The sequence below is a fragment of the Thermostichus sp. MS-CIW-15 genome (assembly GCF_054060575.1).
The window spans coordinates 1-17633 of the sequence record NZ_JBSSDI010000044.1; the positions used below are offsets into that span (position 1 = coordinate 1).

The window sequence follows — 17633 nt, forward strand, 5'->3', positions numbered from 1 at the left end:
GTTTTACATACCTAGCCATACCAAGCAGCCATACTGAACATACTGGGCATTATTTTCAGTATAGTCCAGCATATCATTGACTAGAGTCATGCTCCTTTGAGCGCCGGTTTACAACCCTGCCGAGCCAATGCCCAACCACGTTATCACAATCTTCAGAAGCCTGGTGTTGTAGGTGGTGGTGTTCTCTAGGCAACTCCTCAGGATCCCCTAGGGATAGGGCAAGCTCGGTTACCTCCCCCCGCTGTTCCCCTGGGCTGGCGGCGGCGGGTGGGGAAGGAAGACCAGGCAAAAGGGCTACAGTGGAAAAGAGGGATCCCACGTCAAGTCTGCAATGGCACCTTCCTGGGCCTTCTCCCAAGTAAGAGCTTTGTAAGGAGTTGCATCGCCATGACCAGTCGCCTGCGCATCGGTAGCCTGTGGGGGATCCCCCTCTTCCTTGACTACACCTGGTTTCCGGCGGCCCTGTTGCTGGTGCTCTCCTATGGCGTGGTGACGGCCCTGGGGCTGTTTCTCTCTTTGCTGGCTCACGAGCTGGCCCACAGCCTGGTGGCCCGCGCCTATGGGGTACGGGTGAGTTCCATCACCCTGTTCATCTTTGGCGGCATGGCGGCCATTGAGCGGGAAGTCCCCCGTCCCCTGGGCGCTTTTTGGGTGGCCCTGGCAGGGCCCCTTCTCAGTTTGGGCTTGTTTGTCCTCTTTAGCGTGGCCGGAGCTTGGGCTGGGCCGGGGTCGCCCCTGACCTCAACCCTCGCCAGCCTGGCTGCCATCAACCTAATGATTGCCCTGTTTAATCTGCTGCCGGGACTGCCCCTGGATGGGGGGCAGATGCTCAAAGCGGCGATCTGGGGTTGGACAGGGGATCGGCAAAAGGGCATGCTGTGGGCGGCTCGCGCTGGGCAAGGGGTAGGCTGGGGGTTGGTGGCCCTGGGGTTGTGGGTGGTGTTCTTAGGGAGCCTCAACGGCCTGTGGATAGGCCTGATTGGCCTATTTATCGTCAACAGCGCCCGCCGCTATGAGCAGTATGCGCAACTGCAGCAGGTGCTGGCCCGCCTAAAAGCTGCGGATGTGATGACCCGCCGGTTTCGGGTGGTGGATGCGGGCATGAGCCTGCGGGAGTTTGTCGATCGCTACCTGGTGCCTTCTTCCCTCAGGCCGGAAGCCCCAGCTCAGCCAGCGGACGTTTATTTTGCCGAAGAAGATGGCCGCTACCGCGGCCTGGTCAGGCCGGAACTGCTCAACGACATCGAGCGTAGCCAGTGGGATCACCTCACCCTCAAAGCCATTCTCAAGCCGATGGAGCAACTGCAGGGGGTGCAAGAGGAAACCCCCATCCCCCAGGTGATTCAGATGATGCGCCAGGCAGAGCCGCGCCGCATTCTGGTCTTCACCCCCAGCGGCGCCATTGCCGGCTTGATCGACCGCGGCGATGTGGTAGCGGTGGCGGCGCGGGAGTTGGGGGTGGTACTGCCCCAGGAGGTGGTGCAGAGGCTGCGCGACAGCGAAGAATGGCCCCCTGGCTTCCAGGTAGAAGAAAACCTCGCCGGCGAGGGATCCCCTAATCCACAGCAGCAAGCGTGACGAGAGAGGGGCTGTGGCAGGTTTTTGATGAAAGGTGACCTCACATACTGTCTTGAGCGGCTTTCGTCGTTAAGATTTAATAAGATTAAGGATGATCTCTATCGATTAAGAATTTTGAATCGCACACACCGTCTTTTGCCTGCCCATACCTATTGCCTGAGCAACGGGCTGGGCGTCATTCTTCACCCTATCCCAATTGCCGATTCTGCAACTGTCGATGTCTGGGTTCGGACAGGCGGGCGCAACGAGCCACCAGAGTGGCTAGGCATCTCCCATTTTCTGGAGCACATGGTCTTCAAGGGCAGCGAGCGACTGGCCCCCGGCGAGCTGGATCGGGCCATCGAGGGCCGGGGGGGAATTGCCAACGCTGCTACTGGCCAGGATTACACCCACTACTACATGACAGTAGCTGCCGCCGATCTGCCGGAGACTTTGCCCTATCTGGCGGAGGCAGTGTTGCGGGCCGGGATCCCCGATCAGGAGTTTGAGCAAGAGCAGCAGGTGATTTTGGAGGAGATTCGCCGCGCTGCTGACAACCTGGGCTACACCGCCTATCAGCTCCTCATGGAAACTGCCTTTGGGGTGGAGCACCCCTATGGGCGACCTGTGCTGGGCACGCCGGCAAGCCTGATGGGGTTGACCCCAGAGCTACTACGCGCCTACCACCGCGGCTGGTACCGACCCGAATTCATGACGGTGGTGGTGACGGGAGGCATTGATCCTGAGCGAGCTCTGGCCTTGGTGGAAAAGGAGTTTGGCGGCTCCGCCGGTGGCCCTGGTTGGATTGCCCCTCCGATCTCTCCTCAGCCCCGCCCGCAGGGGGTTCTGCGCCGCGAAAGCGCCCACGCCCGCGCAGAAGAGGCCCGCCTGAAATTAGCCTGGCCCACTGTCAGCCTCGACGCCTGGGAGCAGGTGTGCGGCCTAGAGCTGTTGGCCGTAGTGCTGGGGGAGGGCCGTAGTTCGCGGCTGGTGCATCTGTTGCGCGAGCAGCAGGGCTGGGTGAGGGCTATCGGCTGCTCTTCGCTGGTGCTGAAGGAGGGGGGGCTCTTTTGCATCAGCGCTCAACTGGAGGTAGAGGATTTGGCACAGGTGGAGTCAACCATCCTGCACGAGATCGAGAAGTTACAGCAGGACGGCATTGGCCAAGCGGAGCTGGATCGCGCCCGGCGCATGCTCACCCACGAGCTGCTCTTCTCCGCCGAGTCCCCCAGTCAACTGGCCAGCCTCTACGGCTACTACGAGACCCTGGTTGGGGTACAGCGCCTGCAGGAGTACCTGGAGCTGTTGCAAGCGTTTACTCCGGCGCAAATCCGCGAGCTGGCGCAGCAGTATCTCTCCCCTCAGGCTTACGTGGTCGCTCTGCTCAAGCCGGCTGCCTCTGACGCTGCCGCGGCTTCGGAGCTGCAACTGGCCTGCCGTTGATGGCCTTTCAGTCTTGGATCCCTTGCCCAATGCACCCCACCCTGTCCACCACCCAACGCGGCCATCTGCAGCGCCTCTGCTTGACCAACGGCATCACGCTGCTGGTGGGCCAGAACGCGGCGGTGGAGATCCTGGCTGCCCACTGTTTTTTTCGCGGCGGCAGCCGGGTAGAGCAACCGCAGCAGGCGGGCTTGAGCCAGTTGCTGGCCGCTGTCCTCACCAAGGGCACCCGGCAGCGCGACTCCCAGGCTATTGCCGCTTGGGTGGAATCGTTGGGAGCTTCCCTTTCGGTAGACAGCGCCGCCGATCATTTCGAGGTCGCCCTGCGCTGTGTAGCGGAGGATTTTCCGGAGCTGTTGCAGTTGCTGGCGGAGATCCTCCGCGATCCCAGCTTTCCCGAGGCAGAGGTGGCGCGGGAGCGGGACTTGATGCTGCAAGCCATTCGCGCCCGACAGGAACGGCCTTTCAGCTTGGCTTTTGATCAGGTGCGGCGGGCCCTCTATGGGGATCACCCCTACGCCCTGCCAGAGCTGGGAGGAGTGGAAACAGTGGGATCCCTGACCCGCGAGGATTTGCTGGCCTACCACGCCACCTACTGCCGCCCAGAGGGCATGGTGATGGCGGTGATCGGCCCAGAGCCGCCCGAGACAGTGGCGGCCCAAGTGGAAGCGGCTCTGGGAGATTGGGTGAGCGCCGGCCCGCCCGCCCCCGACCCAGCCCTGCCGCTGTCTCCCTTGGAGAGGCCGCAACTGCTGAAGCTGCCCCAGCCCACCCAGCAGACGACGATCTTGATGGGCTTCCGCGGCTCCCCTGCCGCTTCCGCCGACTATCCGGCCCTGAAGCTATTGGCCACCTACCTGGGCAGCGGCCTGTCCAGCCGCCTGTTTGTGGAGCTGCGCGAGCGCAGCGGCCTGGCCTATGAGGTCTCGGCCTTTTTTGCCACCCGCCGGGATCCCGCCCCTTTTGGGGCCTACCTGGGCACGGCACCGGAGAACACTTTGGTGGCCCTGGAGCGCCTGCAAGCGGAGATCCGTCGCCTCCACGACACCCTCCTGAGCGGCGAGGAAGTGGAGATGGCCCAGCGCAAGCTCTTGGGCCAATATGCCCTCAGCAAACAAACCAACGCCCAAGTGGCCCAACTGGCCGGTTGGTACGAGATTTTGGGCCTGGGCCTGGAGTTCGACCAGCAGTATTTGCAGCGAGTAAGGCAGCTCACCCCTGCCCATCTCCATCAGGCCGCAACAACCTACCTGGTCAACCCGGCCATTGCCCTGGTGGGGCCGGAAGAAGCTTTGGCAAAAGTTGAACTGTAGGTGGGTGCCACGAGGCAGGCTGCCGACTTCTGCGCAGCGGCACGACGGGGCTTGCCGCGCACCGGGTCAGTTTCCGGATCAGGCTTTTTCAAGACGCGACCCTTACTGCTGCTGGCCCCCAGCAGCTAGGACGGCGGTCAGGGTAGGGCTTAGAGGATAGAGAGGGAGGTTCCAGACGCTCTTGTGCTGGGTTCCCTTCTCCCCCAGGGCGAGAGCCCCCTCCAGTTCCCTAGAAATCGAGATCCCAGAGGGGGAAAAATCCCACCAGCAGCTCCACAATCACCAAAGCGGGCAGCAGGTTGGCCACCCGCAGGCGGGCCAGGCCGAGCAGGTTAATGCCAATACCCAGGATGAGGATCCCGCCAGTGGCTTCCAAGGCGGCGAGCAGGTCTGGGCGCAACAGCGGCTGCAGTTGCCGCGCCAGCAGGGCCACGCCTCCCTGAACCAAGAGCACCGGCAGGGCGGAAAACAGCGTGCCCCAGCCGAGGCTGGCCGTAAAGGCAAGGGTGGCAATGCCATCCAAGGCGGCCTTGACCAAGAGCAGCGAGGGATCCCCCAGGCCATCCTGGATAGCTCCCAGCAGAGTCATGGGGCCGACCACAAACAGGATGGTGGTGGTCACGAAGGCGCGGGCGATAGGGCTGGGGCCCAGCCAGGGGCTCACCCGCTTTTCCAGGCCCTGTCCCAGCCGCTCAAAGGCGGCCTCGAGGTCGATCCCTTCCCCCAGCAAAGCCCCCCCGATCAGGGCCAGCAAAACCGTTACCGCCTGGGCAGCGCTGCTGAGGGTGAGAGCCATCTGGATCCCCAAGACCAACACCAGGGATCCCAGGGCTTGCAACAGGGTTTGGCTTATGCGTTCGGGCAGGCGACGGCCCGCCGCCCAACCGAGGCCGCTGCCCACTAGGATCGCGAGGGCATTGACAAGGGTGCCGGTGCCGGGAGGAGCCATACAACGTGCCCAGAGCTAAGCTTTCTCGATTATTTCTCAGTCTCGGATATAAGGTTCGTCCCAAGCCTGCGCGGAAACACCTGGGCAGATGCACCATTTCTGCTGCCGATCCTGGCTATACTGAGGACACGCCCGCCCAGGCTAGAGGTGGGCTTTTACTCGGCAAAAATTCAGATGAGCTTTTGGAAAGGCCTGTTTGGGGCAGCAGGGGCCGCTACAACCAAAGAGCCGGCGCAAACAGCCAAAGCCGACCGTCGCCAGGAAACGTTGGCGGTGGGGGGGGAGACTATTGTCTTTAGCCTGGATCCCAACTTGGATCTGTATGAGCTGGAGGAACTTTGCGATGCAGTAGGGTGGTCGCGTCGCCCCATCCACAAGGTTAGGAAAGCCCTGCAACACAGTTTTCTGGTGGTGTCGATGTGGCAGCAGCGGGGCAGCTACCGTCGCCTCATCGGCTTTGCCCGCGCCACCTCTGACCACGCCTTCAATGCCACCATCTGGGATGTGGTGGTGCATCCTGAGTTTCAGGGCCGGGGGCTGGGCAGGCGGCTGATGGAAAAGGTGATCCACGAGCTGCGCGCCCAAGACATCAGCAACATCACCCTCTTTGCCGACCGCGATGTGGTTAGCTTCTACGAGCGGCTGGGCTTTACGCCCGACCCGGAGGGGATCAAGGGCATGTTCTGGTACCCCCGCTAGCCCATGGCTGCTCTGCCCACGGTGATCTTGCCCGGTTATCTGGCGGGCGCCTCTGAGTATGAGCCTTTGCGTCGGGAGCTGGAGGCCCGCGGTTACCCGGCTCGGGTGGTGCCGCTGCAGGTGCGCAGTTGGCTGCCTACCCTGGGAGGAAGGCCCGTCACGCCCATCTTGCAGGCGCTGCAGGCCACGATTCGGCGTACCCAAGCCGAGTTTGAAGTGGACCGGGTTAACCTGGTGGCCCACTCCGCGGGCGGCTGGATTGCCCGCATCTACCTGGGATCCGTGCCCTACGGGGGGCAGGTCTGGCAGGGGCGGGAGCACGTTTCCACCCTAATTAGCCTGGGATCCCCGCACACCAGCCGGGAGCGCTGGACAAGGCGCAACCTGGACTTCGTTAACACCCACTACCCGGGAGCCTTCTGGCCACAGGTCAAATACGTCTGTGTGGCGGGCAAGGCCATCCAAGGGCGGCGCGTGGGCCTGGGATCGCTATGGCGGCAGGAGCATTATCTGGCTTGGCTGGCCTACAACAGCTACCGGCTTACCGCCGGCCAAGGGGAGCTGTGGGGAGATGGCATCACCCCCATCGAGGCCGCCCATCTGCCAGGGGCCATCAACCTCACCCTTCCCGACTGTCACCATTCTGGTCGAGGCGGGCGGCGCTGGTACGGCTCGCCTGAGGTGGTGGACAGGTGGGCCCCCTATTTGGTCTAGGGGGTTTTAGCCGCTGGACTCCCTGCGATCGGCGGCGGGAGTCTCGGGCAGCGAGGCGGTGGATTGGCGGCGCTCCTGTTGGCGCCGGGCCGCTTTCACCATCTCCTCGACGATGGCCCGCGCCTGCTTCAGGCGATCCAAGTTGCTGCGGTAAAGCTCCAGATCTTTTTTGACTCGCTCCGGCGAAAAGGGTAGGTTGCCGATCACGTCCTCCAGAAAGTGGCGGGTGCGCTCTTCCGGCTCCTTGTAGAGCGAGGTGGCCACCGCTTCGTAGGCCGTGTAGAGGCCAACCGCCAAAACTCGGCTGTAGGCGTAGGGGGGCTGGGTCATGCGCTGCAAAATCGCCTTCAGCCCGCCCACATCTTCTGCCTCCGGCTTGAGACAGAGCAGGTTGTATCGCTGGACGGGATCCCCGCTGCGCATCAGCTCCAGCAGGTCGCGGGCGTTCTTGCGCAACACCTCCGGCTTCAGGTGCAGCGCCTTGCAGAGGGCGTTGAAGATGGCCTCGCGCTGCTCTGGGGGATGGTAGGCTTCCATCAGGCTGTCGTAGAGAGTAACCAGACCCAGGGCAAAAAAAGGATCGTAGACGAAGGCGCTGTTGACGGTGGTCAGGTGCAGCTCCACCAGCAACTCCTCCACCACTCGCCGGTAGGCGGCGTTGATCGGACGAGGGTAGGCGCTGAAAAAGGCCGCTTTGGTGGCGGAGAGGGTACGAACAGGGTTCACAGGCAGAGAAAGAGAGACCTTGAGGCAGATTTATTGCTTTCCTCTATTGTCCCCTGCAGCGACTCTGAGGGCAAGCAAGGGCCCCGGTTCCGCTATGGTGGGATACGGATGGGGAACCCTGGCTGGATCGAACAAGTGGATCGAATGAGAAGATGGCAGCAACAGAGGGAACAGTGGTGGTGAAGATCGGCACCTCCAGCTTGACAGACATGCAGACGGGCTCGCTGCGCCTTTCCGTGCTGGGGCCGCTGGTGGAGGTGCTGACTCGGCTGCGCAGCCAGGGCTATGCGGTAATCCTTGTCTCCTCCGGAGCGGTAGGGGTAGGCTGTGCCCGCCTGGGCCTGCACCAACGACCCACGGCAATTGCAGAAAAACAGGCGGTGGCAGCAGTGGGGCAGGGACGGCTAATTCGCCTATACGATGATCTCTTCTCTGCTCTCAACCAACCCATTGCTCAGGTGCTGCTCACCCGCGGCGACTTTGTGGAGCGCAGCCGCTATGTCAATGCCAATCGCACCTTTGCCCAGCTGTTGCAGATGGGGGTTATCCCTATCGTCAACGAGAACGATACGGTGGCAGTGGAGGAGCTGAAGTTTGGCGACAACGACTCCCTCTCTGCCCTGGTGGCGAGCATGGTGCAGGCCAAGTGGCTGATCCTCCTCACCGATGTGGACAGGCTCTACTCCGCTGATCCCCACCGCGATCCCTCCGCCGAGCCCATCGAGCGGGTGGAGCACGGCATGCCTTTGCGGGTGAAGGCGGAAGCCCACGGCAACAGTGGCTGGGGCACCGGCGGCATGGCAACCAAGCTCACGGCGGCTCAAATCGCCACAGCCGCCGGCGTGACGGTGGTGATCACCAACGGCAAACGGCCCGATCAGATCCCGGCCATCTTGGCCGGAGAGCCCATCGGCACCCGCTTTGAGCCAGCTCCCCAGCCCGTTAGTGCTCGCAAGCGGTGGATTGCCTACGGCCTCATCCCCGAGGGATCCCTGACTCTGGATGAGGGAGCTGTAAGGGCAGTCTGTGAGCAGGGGCGCTCGCTGCTGCCGGCAGGGATCACCGACGTTTCTGGCGACTTTGAGGCAGGGGCAGCCGTGCGCCTGTGCGATCCCGGCGGACGGGAGGTGGGGCGGGGCCTGGTCAACTACAGCGCCGAGGAACTGCGGCGGATCAAAGGCAAGAAAACCGCCGAGATCCCCTACATCTTGGGCTACGAGGGAGTCGATACAGCGGTTCACCGGGATAACCTGGCCCTGCTTGACTAACACCTCAATCCCCCGGCTTAACCACCCACTCCACGGGGGTTTTGCTGGGATCGGGCAATTTCAGCGAAAACAGCCCTGCCATCAAAATCAACAGGGTGGAAAACCAGAGGCAGCCCTCCAGACCGTAAAGCTGGAAGAGGATCCCCGAAGTCACCGTCCCCAGCAGGCGCCCACCGGAGTTGGCCATGTAGTAAAAGCCCACGTTGAGGGCGACATCGTCATCCTCTGTGTAGGCCAGTACCAGATAGGAGTGCACCGCCGAGTTGAAGGCAAAGACGATCCCGAAGAGGATGAGGCCGCCGGTAACCACCCATTGCGGCGGCAGGCCGGCCATAAAAGCGGTAGCAATGAGTGCCGGCACCGCCGTCAAGGTGAACGTCCAGATCTGGATGGTGCGGGCCTTGGGGGCGCGACCCGGGCGACCTCCTCCCAGGAGCTGGGGCGCTAGGAACTGGATGATCCCATAGCCAATGACCCAGAGGGCCATGTAGCTGCCCACCTGCATAAAGCTCCAGCCTAGGCTGTCGTAGAGGAACACCGGCAGGGCCACCACAAACCACACATCGCGCGACCCAAAGAGGAAAAAGCGGGCGGCTGAGAGGAGGTTGATCTCGCGGCTTTTGGAAAACAGCCGCTTGAAGGGGATCTTGGCCTTGACCTTGCCCATGTCCGCCGGCAGCAGGATCCCGGAACAGAAGATCAAAGCCAGCGCCCCCGCCTGGACGAAATTGGCCATGCGGAAGCCCATGGGATCCCCGTAGATCTCAGTGAAGATCTGCAGCAGGGCCGCCCCGACGAAAAACCCTACCCCCTTGAGGGCGTTTTTGGATCCCGTCAGCATGGCCACCCAGCGGAAGAGGCGGGACTCGGCCTCCTTGGGCACCACCAGGCGGATGGCGCTTTTGGAGCTCATCTTGGTGAGATCTTTGGCGATCCCGGCCAGGGCTTGGGCCGTCATCACATAGGCCACCTGGCCCCAGACCGGCCATTGCAGGTTGATCACCCCCAGCATCACCAAGCCGAAGATCTGGATGGCGATGCCCCCGTACAGCGTCAGCCGCAGGCCAAACAGGGATCCAATCCAGCCGCCCAGAAAGTTGGTGATCACCCCAAAGATCTCGTAGAAGAGAAACAGCATGGCAATCTGAATCGGGGTGAAGCCCAACTTGTGGAAGTGGAGCAGCACCAACATGCGGATGGCGCCGTCGGTGAGGGTAAAGCCCCAGTAGGCAGCCGTTACCAGGGCATAGTTGCGCACGGCGGCAGCTTGGGCGCTCGAGACAGCAGTCATGGGCAGGCCTCCAAGGGGGATGCTTCAAAAAACGCTTCTATAAACTGAGGGCCACCTTGCGGGCCAATTCCGCCATGCGGTTGGCGTAGCCCCATTCGTTGTCGTACCAGGCCAGGATCTTCACCTGCGTGCCATCTACCACCATGGTGGAAGGGGCATCCACAATGCTGGAGCGGGGATCCCCCTTGAAATCCACCGAGACCAGCGGCAGCTCCTCATAGCCAAGGATGCCCTTGAGTTCCCCCTCGGCTGCCGTTTTTAAGAGATGATTCACCTCTTCCACCGTGGTGGGCCGCTTTACCTCGAACACCGCGTCGGTCAAAGAGGCATTGAGCAGGGGCACGCGCACGGCAAGGCCGTTGAGCTTTCCCTTCAGCTCAGGGTAGATGAGGCCGATGGCCTTGGCCGAGCCGGTGGTGGTGGGCACCAAAGACAGCAGAGCCGAGCGGGCCCGCCGCAGGTCTTTGTGGGGGGCATCCACCATACTTTGGGTATTGGTGACGTCGTGGACGGTGGTGATCACCCCGTGCAGGATGCCGATCCCCTCGTGGATGACCTTTACCAAGGGGGCCAGGCAGTTGGTGGTGCAGGAGGCGGCTGTGAGCAAATGGTGGCGAGCGGGGTCGTAGAGGTGGTCGTTGACGCCCATGACGATGTTGAGGGCCTCTTCATCCTGGACGGGGGCAGCCACAATGACTTTGCGCACCCCTGCTTTGAAGTAGGCATCCAGCTCTGCCGCCTTGACGAATTTGCCCGAGCACTCCAGCACCAGGTCGATCCCCAGATCCGCCCAAGGGACTTCGCCGGGAGATTTGAACTCGCTGAAGGTAAGGGTTTTGTCTTGGATGCGCAGCCGTTGCTCAGATGCCTCGATGTCGGTGTTCCAGCGGCCCTGCACTGAGTCGAACTTGAGCAGGTGAGCCGCAGTAGCAGGCCCACCTTTGATCTCGTTGATGTGGGCAAACTCCAGCTCCGGCCAACCCCAAGCCGCCCGCAGCACCAAACGCCCAATGCGGCCAAAACCGTTGATACCCACCCGTGCCGCCATAGATCCCCTCCCCCCAGCCGAATCTCGCCTAAAGCCTACCAGAGCTAACTCGGGGTTATCAAGTTAAGGAGAATCGGCCAGGCCCTGGGCAACCTTGCACTCTTCCAATTCCAAAGCCACCCAAAGGGCCTTTCCCTGTCCCTTGCTCCGTGTCGACCTGGCTGCAGGCAGGGAACCTGTGGGATCGCTGCAGCAACAGGGGGGCAAGTAGGGCCAATTTGCCTGGGCTGGCCTGCTGCTCTCGCCTAGGGCCGGCGGGAGTTGTTGACGTCCAAGGCCGGCCATTCCACCCGTTCCACCTGGGGTCGAAAGCCCAGCCAAGGAGTGGCCAACTGGGCAAACCGCTCCGGATCCCCACTCACATAGAAGCGGTGAGGTTCTGCCTGGCTAGCAGTTGAGGGTCGGCGCAGGCCCCAGAGGCTGAGTTCCCGGGCCAGGGATCCCACCAGCGCCACGCCGGGATCCACCCGTCTGACCGAAGAGGGCAGCAAGGACTTCAGGAGAGGATCCAGCAGCGGGTAGTGGGTGCAGCCGTAGACGAGGGTGTCGATCCCCTGTTGCAGGAGCGGCTGCAAATAGCGTTCAGCCGCTTGGCGCAGCTCGGGGCCGTCCAACTGGCCGGCTTCGATGAGGGGGACGAACTCCGGGCAGGCCTGCTCCCAGCACTGGACAGGTTGGGGAAAGCGCCGGGGATCCAGGGCGCTGTACTCTTGAATGGCCTTGGAGTAGGCGCGGCTTTTGACCGTGGCTGCCGTGGCAATGACCCCAATGCGGGATCCCTGGGCCAGGGCCGCCTGGGCGCCGGGCAGGATCAGCCCCAGAATGGGCAGGGCAAACTCCTGCTGCACCTGCTCCAGGGCCAGTGCCGAGCTGGTGTTGCAGGCCATCACCACCACCTTCACCGGCTGCGCCTGCATCCAGCGGAGGATCTGCCGCACAAAAGTCAAGATCTCCTCGGCGGAGCGATCCCCATAGGGCAGCCGCGCCGTGTCGGCAAAGTAGACAAGGCGCTCCTGGGGCAAGCGACGGCGCAGGGCCCGCCAGACGGTGAGCCCGCCCAAGCCACTGTCAAACACCCCAATTGGCCAACTGGGATCCGGATCTGATCCCCACTCCCAACGCATGCTCCGTTCTCCTCAACACCTTGGCTGAAGCTGCTGTATCCTACCCTGCTTCCGAGAGTCTCGGCGACAGCTTCCCTACCCTGGGACTTCGTCCCTTCACGGAGTGGGCCGTAGGGGCGAACGGCTCAAACCAAAGATCCGACCGAGTCCCTATCTTTGGCGGCTACGCAGAAAGGCCTCGATGCCCTCGGCAATGGCCCGCGCCAAAATGGCCTGGTATTCGGGGGTAGCCAACTTTCGCCCTTCGGTTGGGTTGGTTACATACCCCAGCTCCAGCAGCACCGAAGGCATGCCCACCGGCGTTTCCCGCACCATGAAGAAGCGGGCCCGTCGCACCCCCCGGTCGGCGGCGCCGCTGGCCCTCACCAAGCTGCGGTGCAAGACCACAGCCAGCTCGGCGCTGTCGGGCCGCAGGTAGTAGGTCTCAATGCCGTGGATGCTGGAGCGCTCTAGAGCATTGGCGTGGATGCTCACCAGCAGAGTGGCGTTGGCCTGCACGGCCATATCCACCCGCGGCTGCAGCAGCACTTCCCGGTCGTCGGTGCGGGTCATCACCACCTCATACCCCCGCTCTTGCAACAGGTGTCGTACCTGGTGGGAAACGGAGAGCACGATGTCCTTTTCCTGGATCCCACCCACCCCAATGGCACCGGGATCCCGTCCGCCGTGGCCTGGATCGATGGCGATGACCGTCCGGCCCCGGCGGGAAGGAAGGGAAGCTTGGGCAGGCGGTTGCGGCTGGGGTGCGGACGGCGGAGCGTGGAGGGGGCGCAGCTCCAGGGTGATGCGGCGGGATCCCTGGCCGGGATTGGGCTCAAAGACGTTGAACTCTTCGGCAGGTTGCACCAGAATGCTGACCGTGCGGGCATCTTCCTGCACAAAGCGGATCCGCTGCACCGGCCCTCCAATTGGCAAGCCGGGATCCGGCAAGGACTCGGGTAGGCGGGCCGGTGCCACGTTGATGCGGTAGCCGCCGCTTTCCGGATCCCAGCCGGCCCGGTAGAACATGAACCCATCGGCGCTGATGATGAGCTGATTCCCCCGCAGCTCCACAGAGCGCAAGGTAGCCAGGGGCCCTTGGGAGTCGGCAGAGCTGAGATCGGGCAGAAGGCTGGCCTGGGCAGCACCCCCGGCGGGCTGGATCCAGATTCCTCCCTGCTGCGGGTCGTAGCGGGCCTCCCAGTCGCCACTGGAAGGATCCACATCCAAGACCACGCGGGCGATGGTGGGCTCGAATTGCCCCACCCGCAGCCGCGAAACCCCCAGGCGGTTGACGGTATAGACCCGCTGGGTGAGGGCGGGGCTGAGGGTGGTGTTGAGAAAATCCACCACCACTCGATCCGGATCGAGGATGCGCCGCACCGTGGTGGAAGGGCTACCCTGAGTGCGGATGAAAAAGCCCTCCGCTTGCGGAGAAATGGCCAAGATCCGATGGCTGGAAGGGGAGGTTGCAGGAGGAGAGAGTGGGCTGGCTTCGGGGCGGCGGGGCAGCGGCGGGGACGGTGAGATGGGATCCCTGGGGCCGGCTGCCGAGGGAAATAGCGGTGCTGCTGCGGGCAAGGGCTGCTCGGGTTGGAGGAACTGGACAGCCCAGCGGGAGGGACCAGCCGTGAGCAGTTGCAGTTGGTCGAGGCTGAGAGGCTGATCCGGCTGCAGGTGCAGCACAAAGCGAGTGATCGTTGGGGTGAACTGTTTGATCTCCAACGAGGTAACCCGCCCCGGAAAGGTCTGGGTTTGGGGCTCCCGCCCAAAGAGAGTGTTGGGAAAATCCAGCACTACCCTAGGAGGGTTTTGCAGCACAAACAGAAAAGGACGCACCTCTCCCTGGGTGTTGACCTCTAGCCATCCCCGCTGCGGGTCGTAGTGCCAACTCTCGATGCGAGACAAGCCAGGAACGGCGGTCAGCTCTGCTTGAGCGGGCAAGGGGGAAAATAAACCTGCTCCGGCCAAGCCCAGCAGCAGCGTTGCCCCCCACAGAGAGCTCTGCCTAGACAGTTTGGGCTCCCGTTCCAATCCAGGCATGAATTGCACCCACTCCGGCACACCTGCTGCCCTCAACTATACCAAGCTCCCCCCAGAGCGGCCTGAGAGGGAGCGCAATTTCGCCGTTGCCAGTCGGCCCAGGCCACAATGGGTAGGGATCCTCGTCCTGCCTCTGGAGTGTGGATGTCCCCCCTACCTGATCCCCTCCCCCTGGCCCGCGCTGGGGACAGCCAAGCGATCCTGCGGGTGGTTCGGGCAGAGCTCCTGAAGTGGCGCTGGCCCGCGCAAGTGTATCTTGCCGACAACACCTTGCGCATCGACCTGCTGGGATCCCCGTCCCAAAGCCCCTCTCCGCCGGTTGTTGTGGCCCGGCTGTTTTTGATGGTGAAGCAACTGCGGATTCCACGCCTAGAGCAATTGGAAATCCGCGCTTTCTGTGGCTCTCAGTTGCTTTGGCAGCGCAGCCTGCGTTTGAGATCCCAAAAGCGATGGGATCGGTTTTCTTTTGATAGCTGGGCGATAAATATCTGGGCTTACCCAGTTGCATTTGTGGTAGCCCTGCTGGTAAACAGCATTGCCCTATTGGAGTTGTTACATTTGCCTTGGCACATTTGGATTCACGAGCTGGGCCATGCCAGCATTGCCTGGTGGAGCGGGCATCGAGCTTTGCCCTTACCTTTTGGCTGGACCAGCATCAGTCCGGAAAAGGATCCCTTTGTGTACTTTGGGATCCTCTTTTTGCTGAGCTTGCTATTCTGGTTGACCCGCAAGGAGCGGATTCGATGGCTACAGGCATTGGTTGTTGTTCTTGCGCTGCTGCAGTTTTATATGACCTGGCTAATGCCCAATCGCACCAAAGAAATGCTAATTACCTTTGGCGGCGTGGGCGGCGAGTTTTACATCAGCACCTTCTTGATGGCCTGCTTTTATCTTCGCTTGCCAGATCGCTGGCGGTGGGACTTTTGGCGATTCGTCGTTCTGGGAGTTGCAGCCAGCAGCCTCTGGAGAAGCTTTTGGCAATGGCACAGAATCCAAAAAGGGCTAGCTCCGATCCCGTGGGGAACTCTGCTGTGTGGCCAGGGGGATGCTGGTGGGGATATGAACCGCTTGGTTGATGATTTTGGCTGGAGTGCCGACCAAATTATCCAGACCTACAAATGGTTAGGGAACTTGTGCATTTTGTTTATATTGGGCTTGTATATCGTATTTTTATTGCGAATGAACGATGGGATTTGGCTAAACCTACAAGCAAGGCTGATCCTCTGGGCTGATGCTCTTTCTGTGCCAAGCAAACACCGCTGAGGTAGGGCAGAGCAGGATCCTACCGGCATCGCATTCTAGGTAGGATCTCAGGCAATTAAGCCGGCTGGGGAGGACACCAGAAAAGATTGCGGCTGGAAACTCCCAGAGAATGGAGGATCTCTCTCATGATCTCTGTGCAGTACCGCCAATGCTCGGGATCCGCACACATGCGGTCGGGGTTGAACTCCATATCGTAGTGGATGACATTGGGGATCCCGGCAAACTCCTCTGAAGGCTGAGGGGAAATGATAAGGAGTAGGAAGGGCTTGCCCTTTCGCTTAGCGGACAATTTATCCATCAAGTCGATCACCGCGCCCCGCTGACAGCCGCCTGTGCGCACGAACAAGATCTTGTCCGCCTTTTCCAAGACATATAGAAAGCGCTTGGCGCGAGCTGTATAACGAGTCCGCATCCGCTCATGGATTGGATTCATATTCTGCAGGGGGTCTTCCCCCTCTTCCACCTCATGGCCGAAAGAAAGACCTGTCCACTTGCTGTGATAAATTCGCCTGTCTTCAGGGCTGTAGTGCAAATATTGCGGATCCCACATGCCCTGAAACTCGTGGTGGATCATATCGGCTACATCCGCTAGGTTGCTGGTGCGGGTTAGATCAAACGGAAAGGCAGGCCCGTCGTATTCCAACTTGTAGAGCAGCATCCGCACCGCACAGCGATCCCCCAGGGGAACAACAGCAACGCGATGAATATCAGATAAGGCGCATGTGTATTCCAATAGCATGACCGAGTTGGGAGCAGCCTTGACCCGGCTTTCCAACCCCCCCTCTCCAATCATCAACGTGCGAAAGGGAGCATCGCGATAGAGGGGATCCTCATAAACGCCTGTTGGCAGAGCTTTGAGGGCAGCCCGCACTTCTTTCCACATAGGGTGGATGTTGTACTCATAGCTGCTTTGGTTAATCACACACAGGCGGGGCTTGGGATCCAAGCCGGCGGATGGGTAGCTAAGTTTGAGGAGTGTTAGAGTCCCGTCACTAAAGACTATTTCTGAGGATTCCGGAGAGAAAAAATCGGCTGCCGGAGAAAAGACAAGGTCGGCATCTGGGGGAATGGAAAGGGTTGTTTGAATCAAGCCATTCTCATGAATGGAGAGGGAGTACAAAGGTTGATCTTGCCCTTTCTCACCGCTTTTACCAATATATAAGCCTGGCTGTAGTCGAGCTTCTTGAAAAGCAGCTTGTAAAGATTGCCAAGTCGGTGTCAAGGTGTAATCATAAGGAGTAATATTAACAAGGCGGAATCGATTCTGACCCTCCAAGGCCGCCCAAAAGCCAGAGGGATCCTCAAAAATCAGCTTTTCTTTGGATGATGCCAGCTTTAGGGGGGCTGACTTCACAGTGTTGGGATCAAAAATCGAGAGGTCAATAGCCGCAAACATGAGTTGGTGCCCCTTGGTATTAGGGTGGGCCGCGTCAAAAGCCAGATCTGGCTTCCAGCGCCCCTGGCCATCGTCTAAGATGGGCAGCCAGTTGAACACGGGGCATCCCCAACTGAGCATCCTTTGCTGAGTTTCCTGCAAAAGCAGATGCTGTTCTAGGCCGTAGTCTGCATGGGGGTAAACCCCTCCCAAAACTGGCAAGGCTCCAATGTCTTGAATTCGCTGAATTAACCGCTGCAGGCCGTTTTCAAACCGCCTTTGGACGGCACGGCGATGCTCCGGCAGAGCCGTGGCCAAGCCTTCATTTCCCAAAGACAAGGCAACAATAACGACATCGGGATGTTCAGGGATCACCACCTGCTCAAATCGGGCCAGGGTTCGGCTGACGTTTGCCCCCAATTCGGAGAGGTTCCGCACTTGATGGCCATAGCGTTCTCGTAGAGCTTTCTGCAACAGCCAGGCCCATCCTCGCAACAGCCAGGCGCTGCACCCCAGGGCCACCGAACTGCCCAAGACGACTATCTTCAGTCCCGGACAATCTTCGGGCTCAGGCTCGCTCACCGGCAAGGCAAAATAGCCGTATGGATAGAAAGGGATCCGGCCAAACTCGCCATCTTCCACGATCAAAACTGCCGGCAAAGGTTCCGGCTCAAGCGGCACCCAGCGATTCCTATCGGTGGCTTCCCAAATAACTTCGCCATCGGCCTGAACGCGCAGGTACCGGTACTGATACATTTACGCTGAACACTGCTGAGCATTACTGCTCAGCGGTGAAGCGATAGCATTCTGTCCGTTTCCGTTGTCACTACGCGACGCTGAC

The 17633-nt window shown here is 61.1% G+C and carries 14 protein-coding genes; 7 read left to right on the forward strand and 7 right to left on the reverse strand.

Annotation, left to right across the window (positions count from 1 at the left end; translation table 11 throughout):
- The first annotated feature begins 387 nt into the window (after nucleotides 1–387).
- The 3 genes from ACVW0R_RS12400 (at nucleotide 388) to ACVW0R_RS12410 (ending at nucleotide 4313) form a co-directional block, all read left to right on the forward strand.
- Entirely contained in the window at nucleotides 388–1578 is a 1191-nt protein-coding gene (locus ACVW0R_RS12400; RefSeq protein WP_011430984.1) for a site-2 protease family protein, read from the forward strand.
- Nucleotides 1579–1692: 114 nt separating this feature from the next.
- The gene (locus tag ACVW0R_RS12405; RefSeq protein ID WP_457502131.1) at nucleotides 1693–3000 is read left to right on the forward strand and encodes a M16 family metallopeptidase; all 1308 of its coding nucleotides are present in this window, start codon (nucleotides 1693–1695) and stop codon (nucleotides 2998–3000) included.
- Nucleotides 3000–4313: a M16 family metallopeptidase gene (locus ACVW0R_RS12410; protein ID WP_011430986.1), complete on the forward strand. Its 1314-nt coding sequence runs from the start codon at nucleotides 3000–3002 to the stop codon at nucleotides 4311–4313. The genes ACVW0R_RS12405 and ACVW0R_RS12410 overlap by 1 nt, the downstream gene beginning before the upstream one ends.
- Nucleotides 4314–4542: 229 nt before the next feature.
- Here ACVW0R_RS12410 and ACVW0R_RS12415 read toward each other — a convergent pair whose 3' ends face one another.
- Nucleotides 4543–5262: a DUF554 domain-containing protein gene (locus tag ACVW0R_RS12415; protein WP_011430987.1), complete on the reverse strand. Its 720-nt coding sequence runs from the start codon at nucleotides 5260–5262 to the stop codon at nucleotides 4543–4545.
- Between the two features lie 174 nt (nucleotides 5263–5436).
- Here ACVW0R_RS12415 and ACVW0R_RS12420 point away from each other — a divergent pair, with 174 nt between their 5' ends.
- Together ACVW0R_RS12420 and ACVW0R_RS12425 are read left to right on the forward strand one after the other, a co-directional pair.
- Nucleotides 5437–5961 (forward strand): GNAT family N-acetyltransferase, encoded by a 525-nt coding sequence (locus tag ACVW0R_RS12420; protein WP_099812932.1) that lies wholly within the window; start codon nucleotides 5437–5439, stop codon nucleotides 5959–5961.
- A 3-nt stretch (nucleotides 5962–5964) separates the two neighbouring features.
- Nucleotides 5965–6675, forward strand: a complete 711-nt coding sequence (locus ACVW0R_RS12425; RefSeq protein WP_011430989.1) for an esterase/lipase family protein — start codon at nucleotides 5965–5967, stop codon at nucleotides 6673–6675.
- 6 nt (nucleotides 6676–6681) lie between these two features.
- On the opposite strand, the gene psb29 is transcribed toward ACVW0R_RS12425, so the two are convergent.
- The gene (psb29, locus tag ACVW0R_RS12430; protein ID WP_011430990.1) at nucleotides 6682–7401 is read right to left on the reverse strand and encodes a photosystem II biogenesis protein Psp29; all 720 of its coding nucleotides are present in this window, start codon (nucleotides 7399–7401) and stop codon (nucleotides 6682–6684) included.
- Nucleotides 7402–7553: 152 nt separating this feature from the next.
- Here psb29 and proB point away from each other — a divergent pair, with 152 nt between their 5' ends.
- Complete coding sequence (proB, locus tag ACVW0R_RS12435) at nucleotides 7554–8669, forward strand: glutamate 5-kinase (protein WP_457502132.1); 1116 nt, start codon at nucleotides 7554–7556, stop codon at nucleotides 8667–8669.
- Between the two features lie 4 nt (nucleotides 8670–8673).
- On the opposite strand, the gene arsJ is transcribed toward proB, so the two are convergent.
- The 4 genes from arsJ to ACVW0R_RS12455 all read right to left on the reverse strand — a co-directional run bounded on the left by arsJ (nucleotide 8674) and on the right by ACVW0R_RS12455 (nucleotide 14154).
- Complete coding sequence (gene arsJ / locus ACVW0R_RS12440; protein WP_011430992.1) at nucleotides 8674–9960, reverse strand: organoarsenical effux MFS transporter ArsJ; 1287 nt, start codon at nucleotides 9958–9960, stop codon at nucleotides 8674–8676.
- A 37-nt stretch (nucleotides 9961–9997) separates the two neighbouring features.
- Nucleotides 9998–11008, reverse strand: a complete 1011-nt coding sequence (locus tag ACVW0R_RS12445) for an ArsJ-associated glyceraldehyde-3-phosphate dehydrogenase (protein WP_011430993.1) — start codon at nucleotides 11006–11008, stop codon at nucleotides 9998–10000.
- Between the two features lie 245 nt (nucleotides 11009–11253).
- The gene (gene murI, locus ACVW0R_RS12450) at nucleotides 11254–12132 is read right to left on the reverse strand and encodes a glutamate racemase (protein WP_011430994.1); all 879 of its coding nucleotides are present in this window, start codon (nucleotides 12130–12132) and stop codon (nucleotides 11254–11256) included.
- Nucleotides 12133–12282: 150 nt separating this feature from the next.
- Nucleotides 12283–14154, reverse strand: a complete 1872-nt coding sequence (locus ACVW0R_RS12455; RefSeq protein ID WP_011430995.1) for an N-acetylmuramoyl-L-alanine amidase — start codon at nucleotides 14152–14154, stop codon at nucleotides 12283–12285.
- 144 nt (nucleotides 14155–14298) lie between these two features.
- Here ACVW0R_RS12455 and ACVW0R_RS12460 point away from each other — a divergent pair, with 144 nt between their 5' ends.
- Nucleotides 14299–15417 (forward strand): hypothetical protein, encoded by a 1119-nt coding sequence (locus ACVW0R_RS12460; protein WP_457502133.1) that lies wholly within the window; start codon nucleotides 14299–14301, stop codon nucleotides 15415–15417.
- Nucleotides 15418–15472: 55 nt separating this feature from the next.
- Here ACVW0R_RS12460 and ACVW0R_RS12465 read toward each other — a convergent pair whose 3' ends face one another.
- Nucleotides 15473–17548 (reverse strand): DUF1796 family putative cysteine peptidase, encoded by a 2076-nt coding sequence (locus ACVW0R_RS12465; RefSeq protein ID WP_240527836.1) that lies wholly within the window; start codon nucleotides 17546–17548, stop codon nucleotides 15473–15475.
- Between the last annotated feature and the right edge of the window lie 85 nt (nucleotides 17549–17633).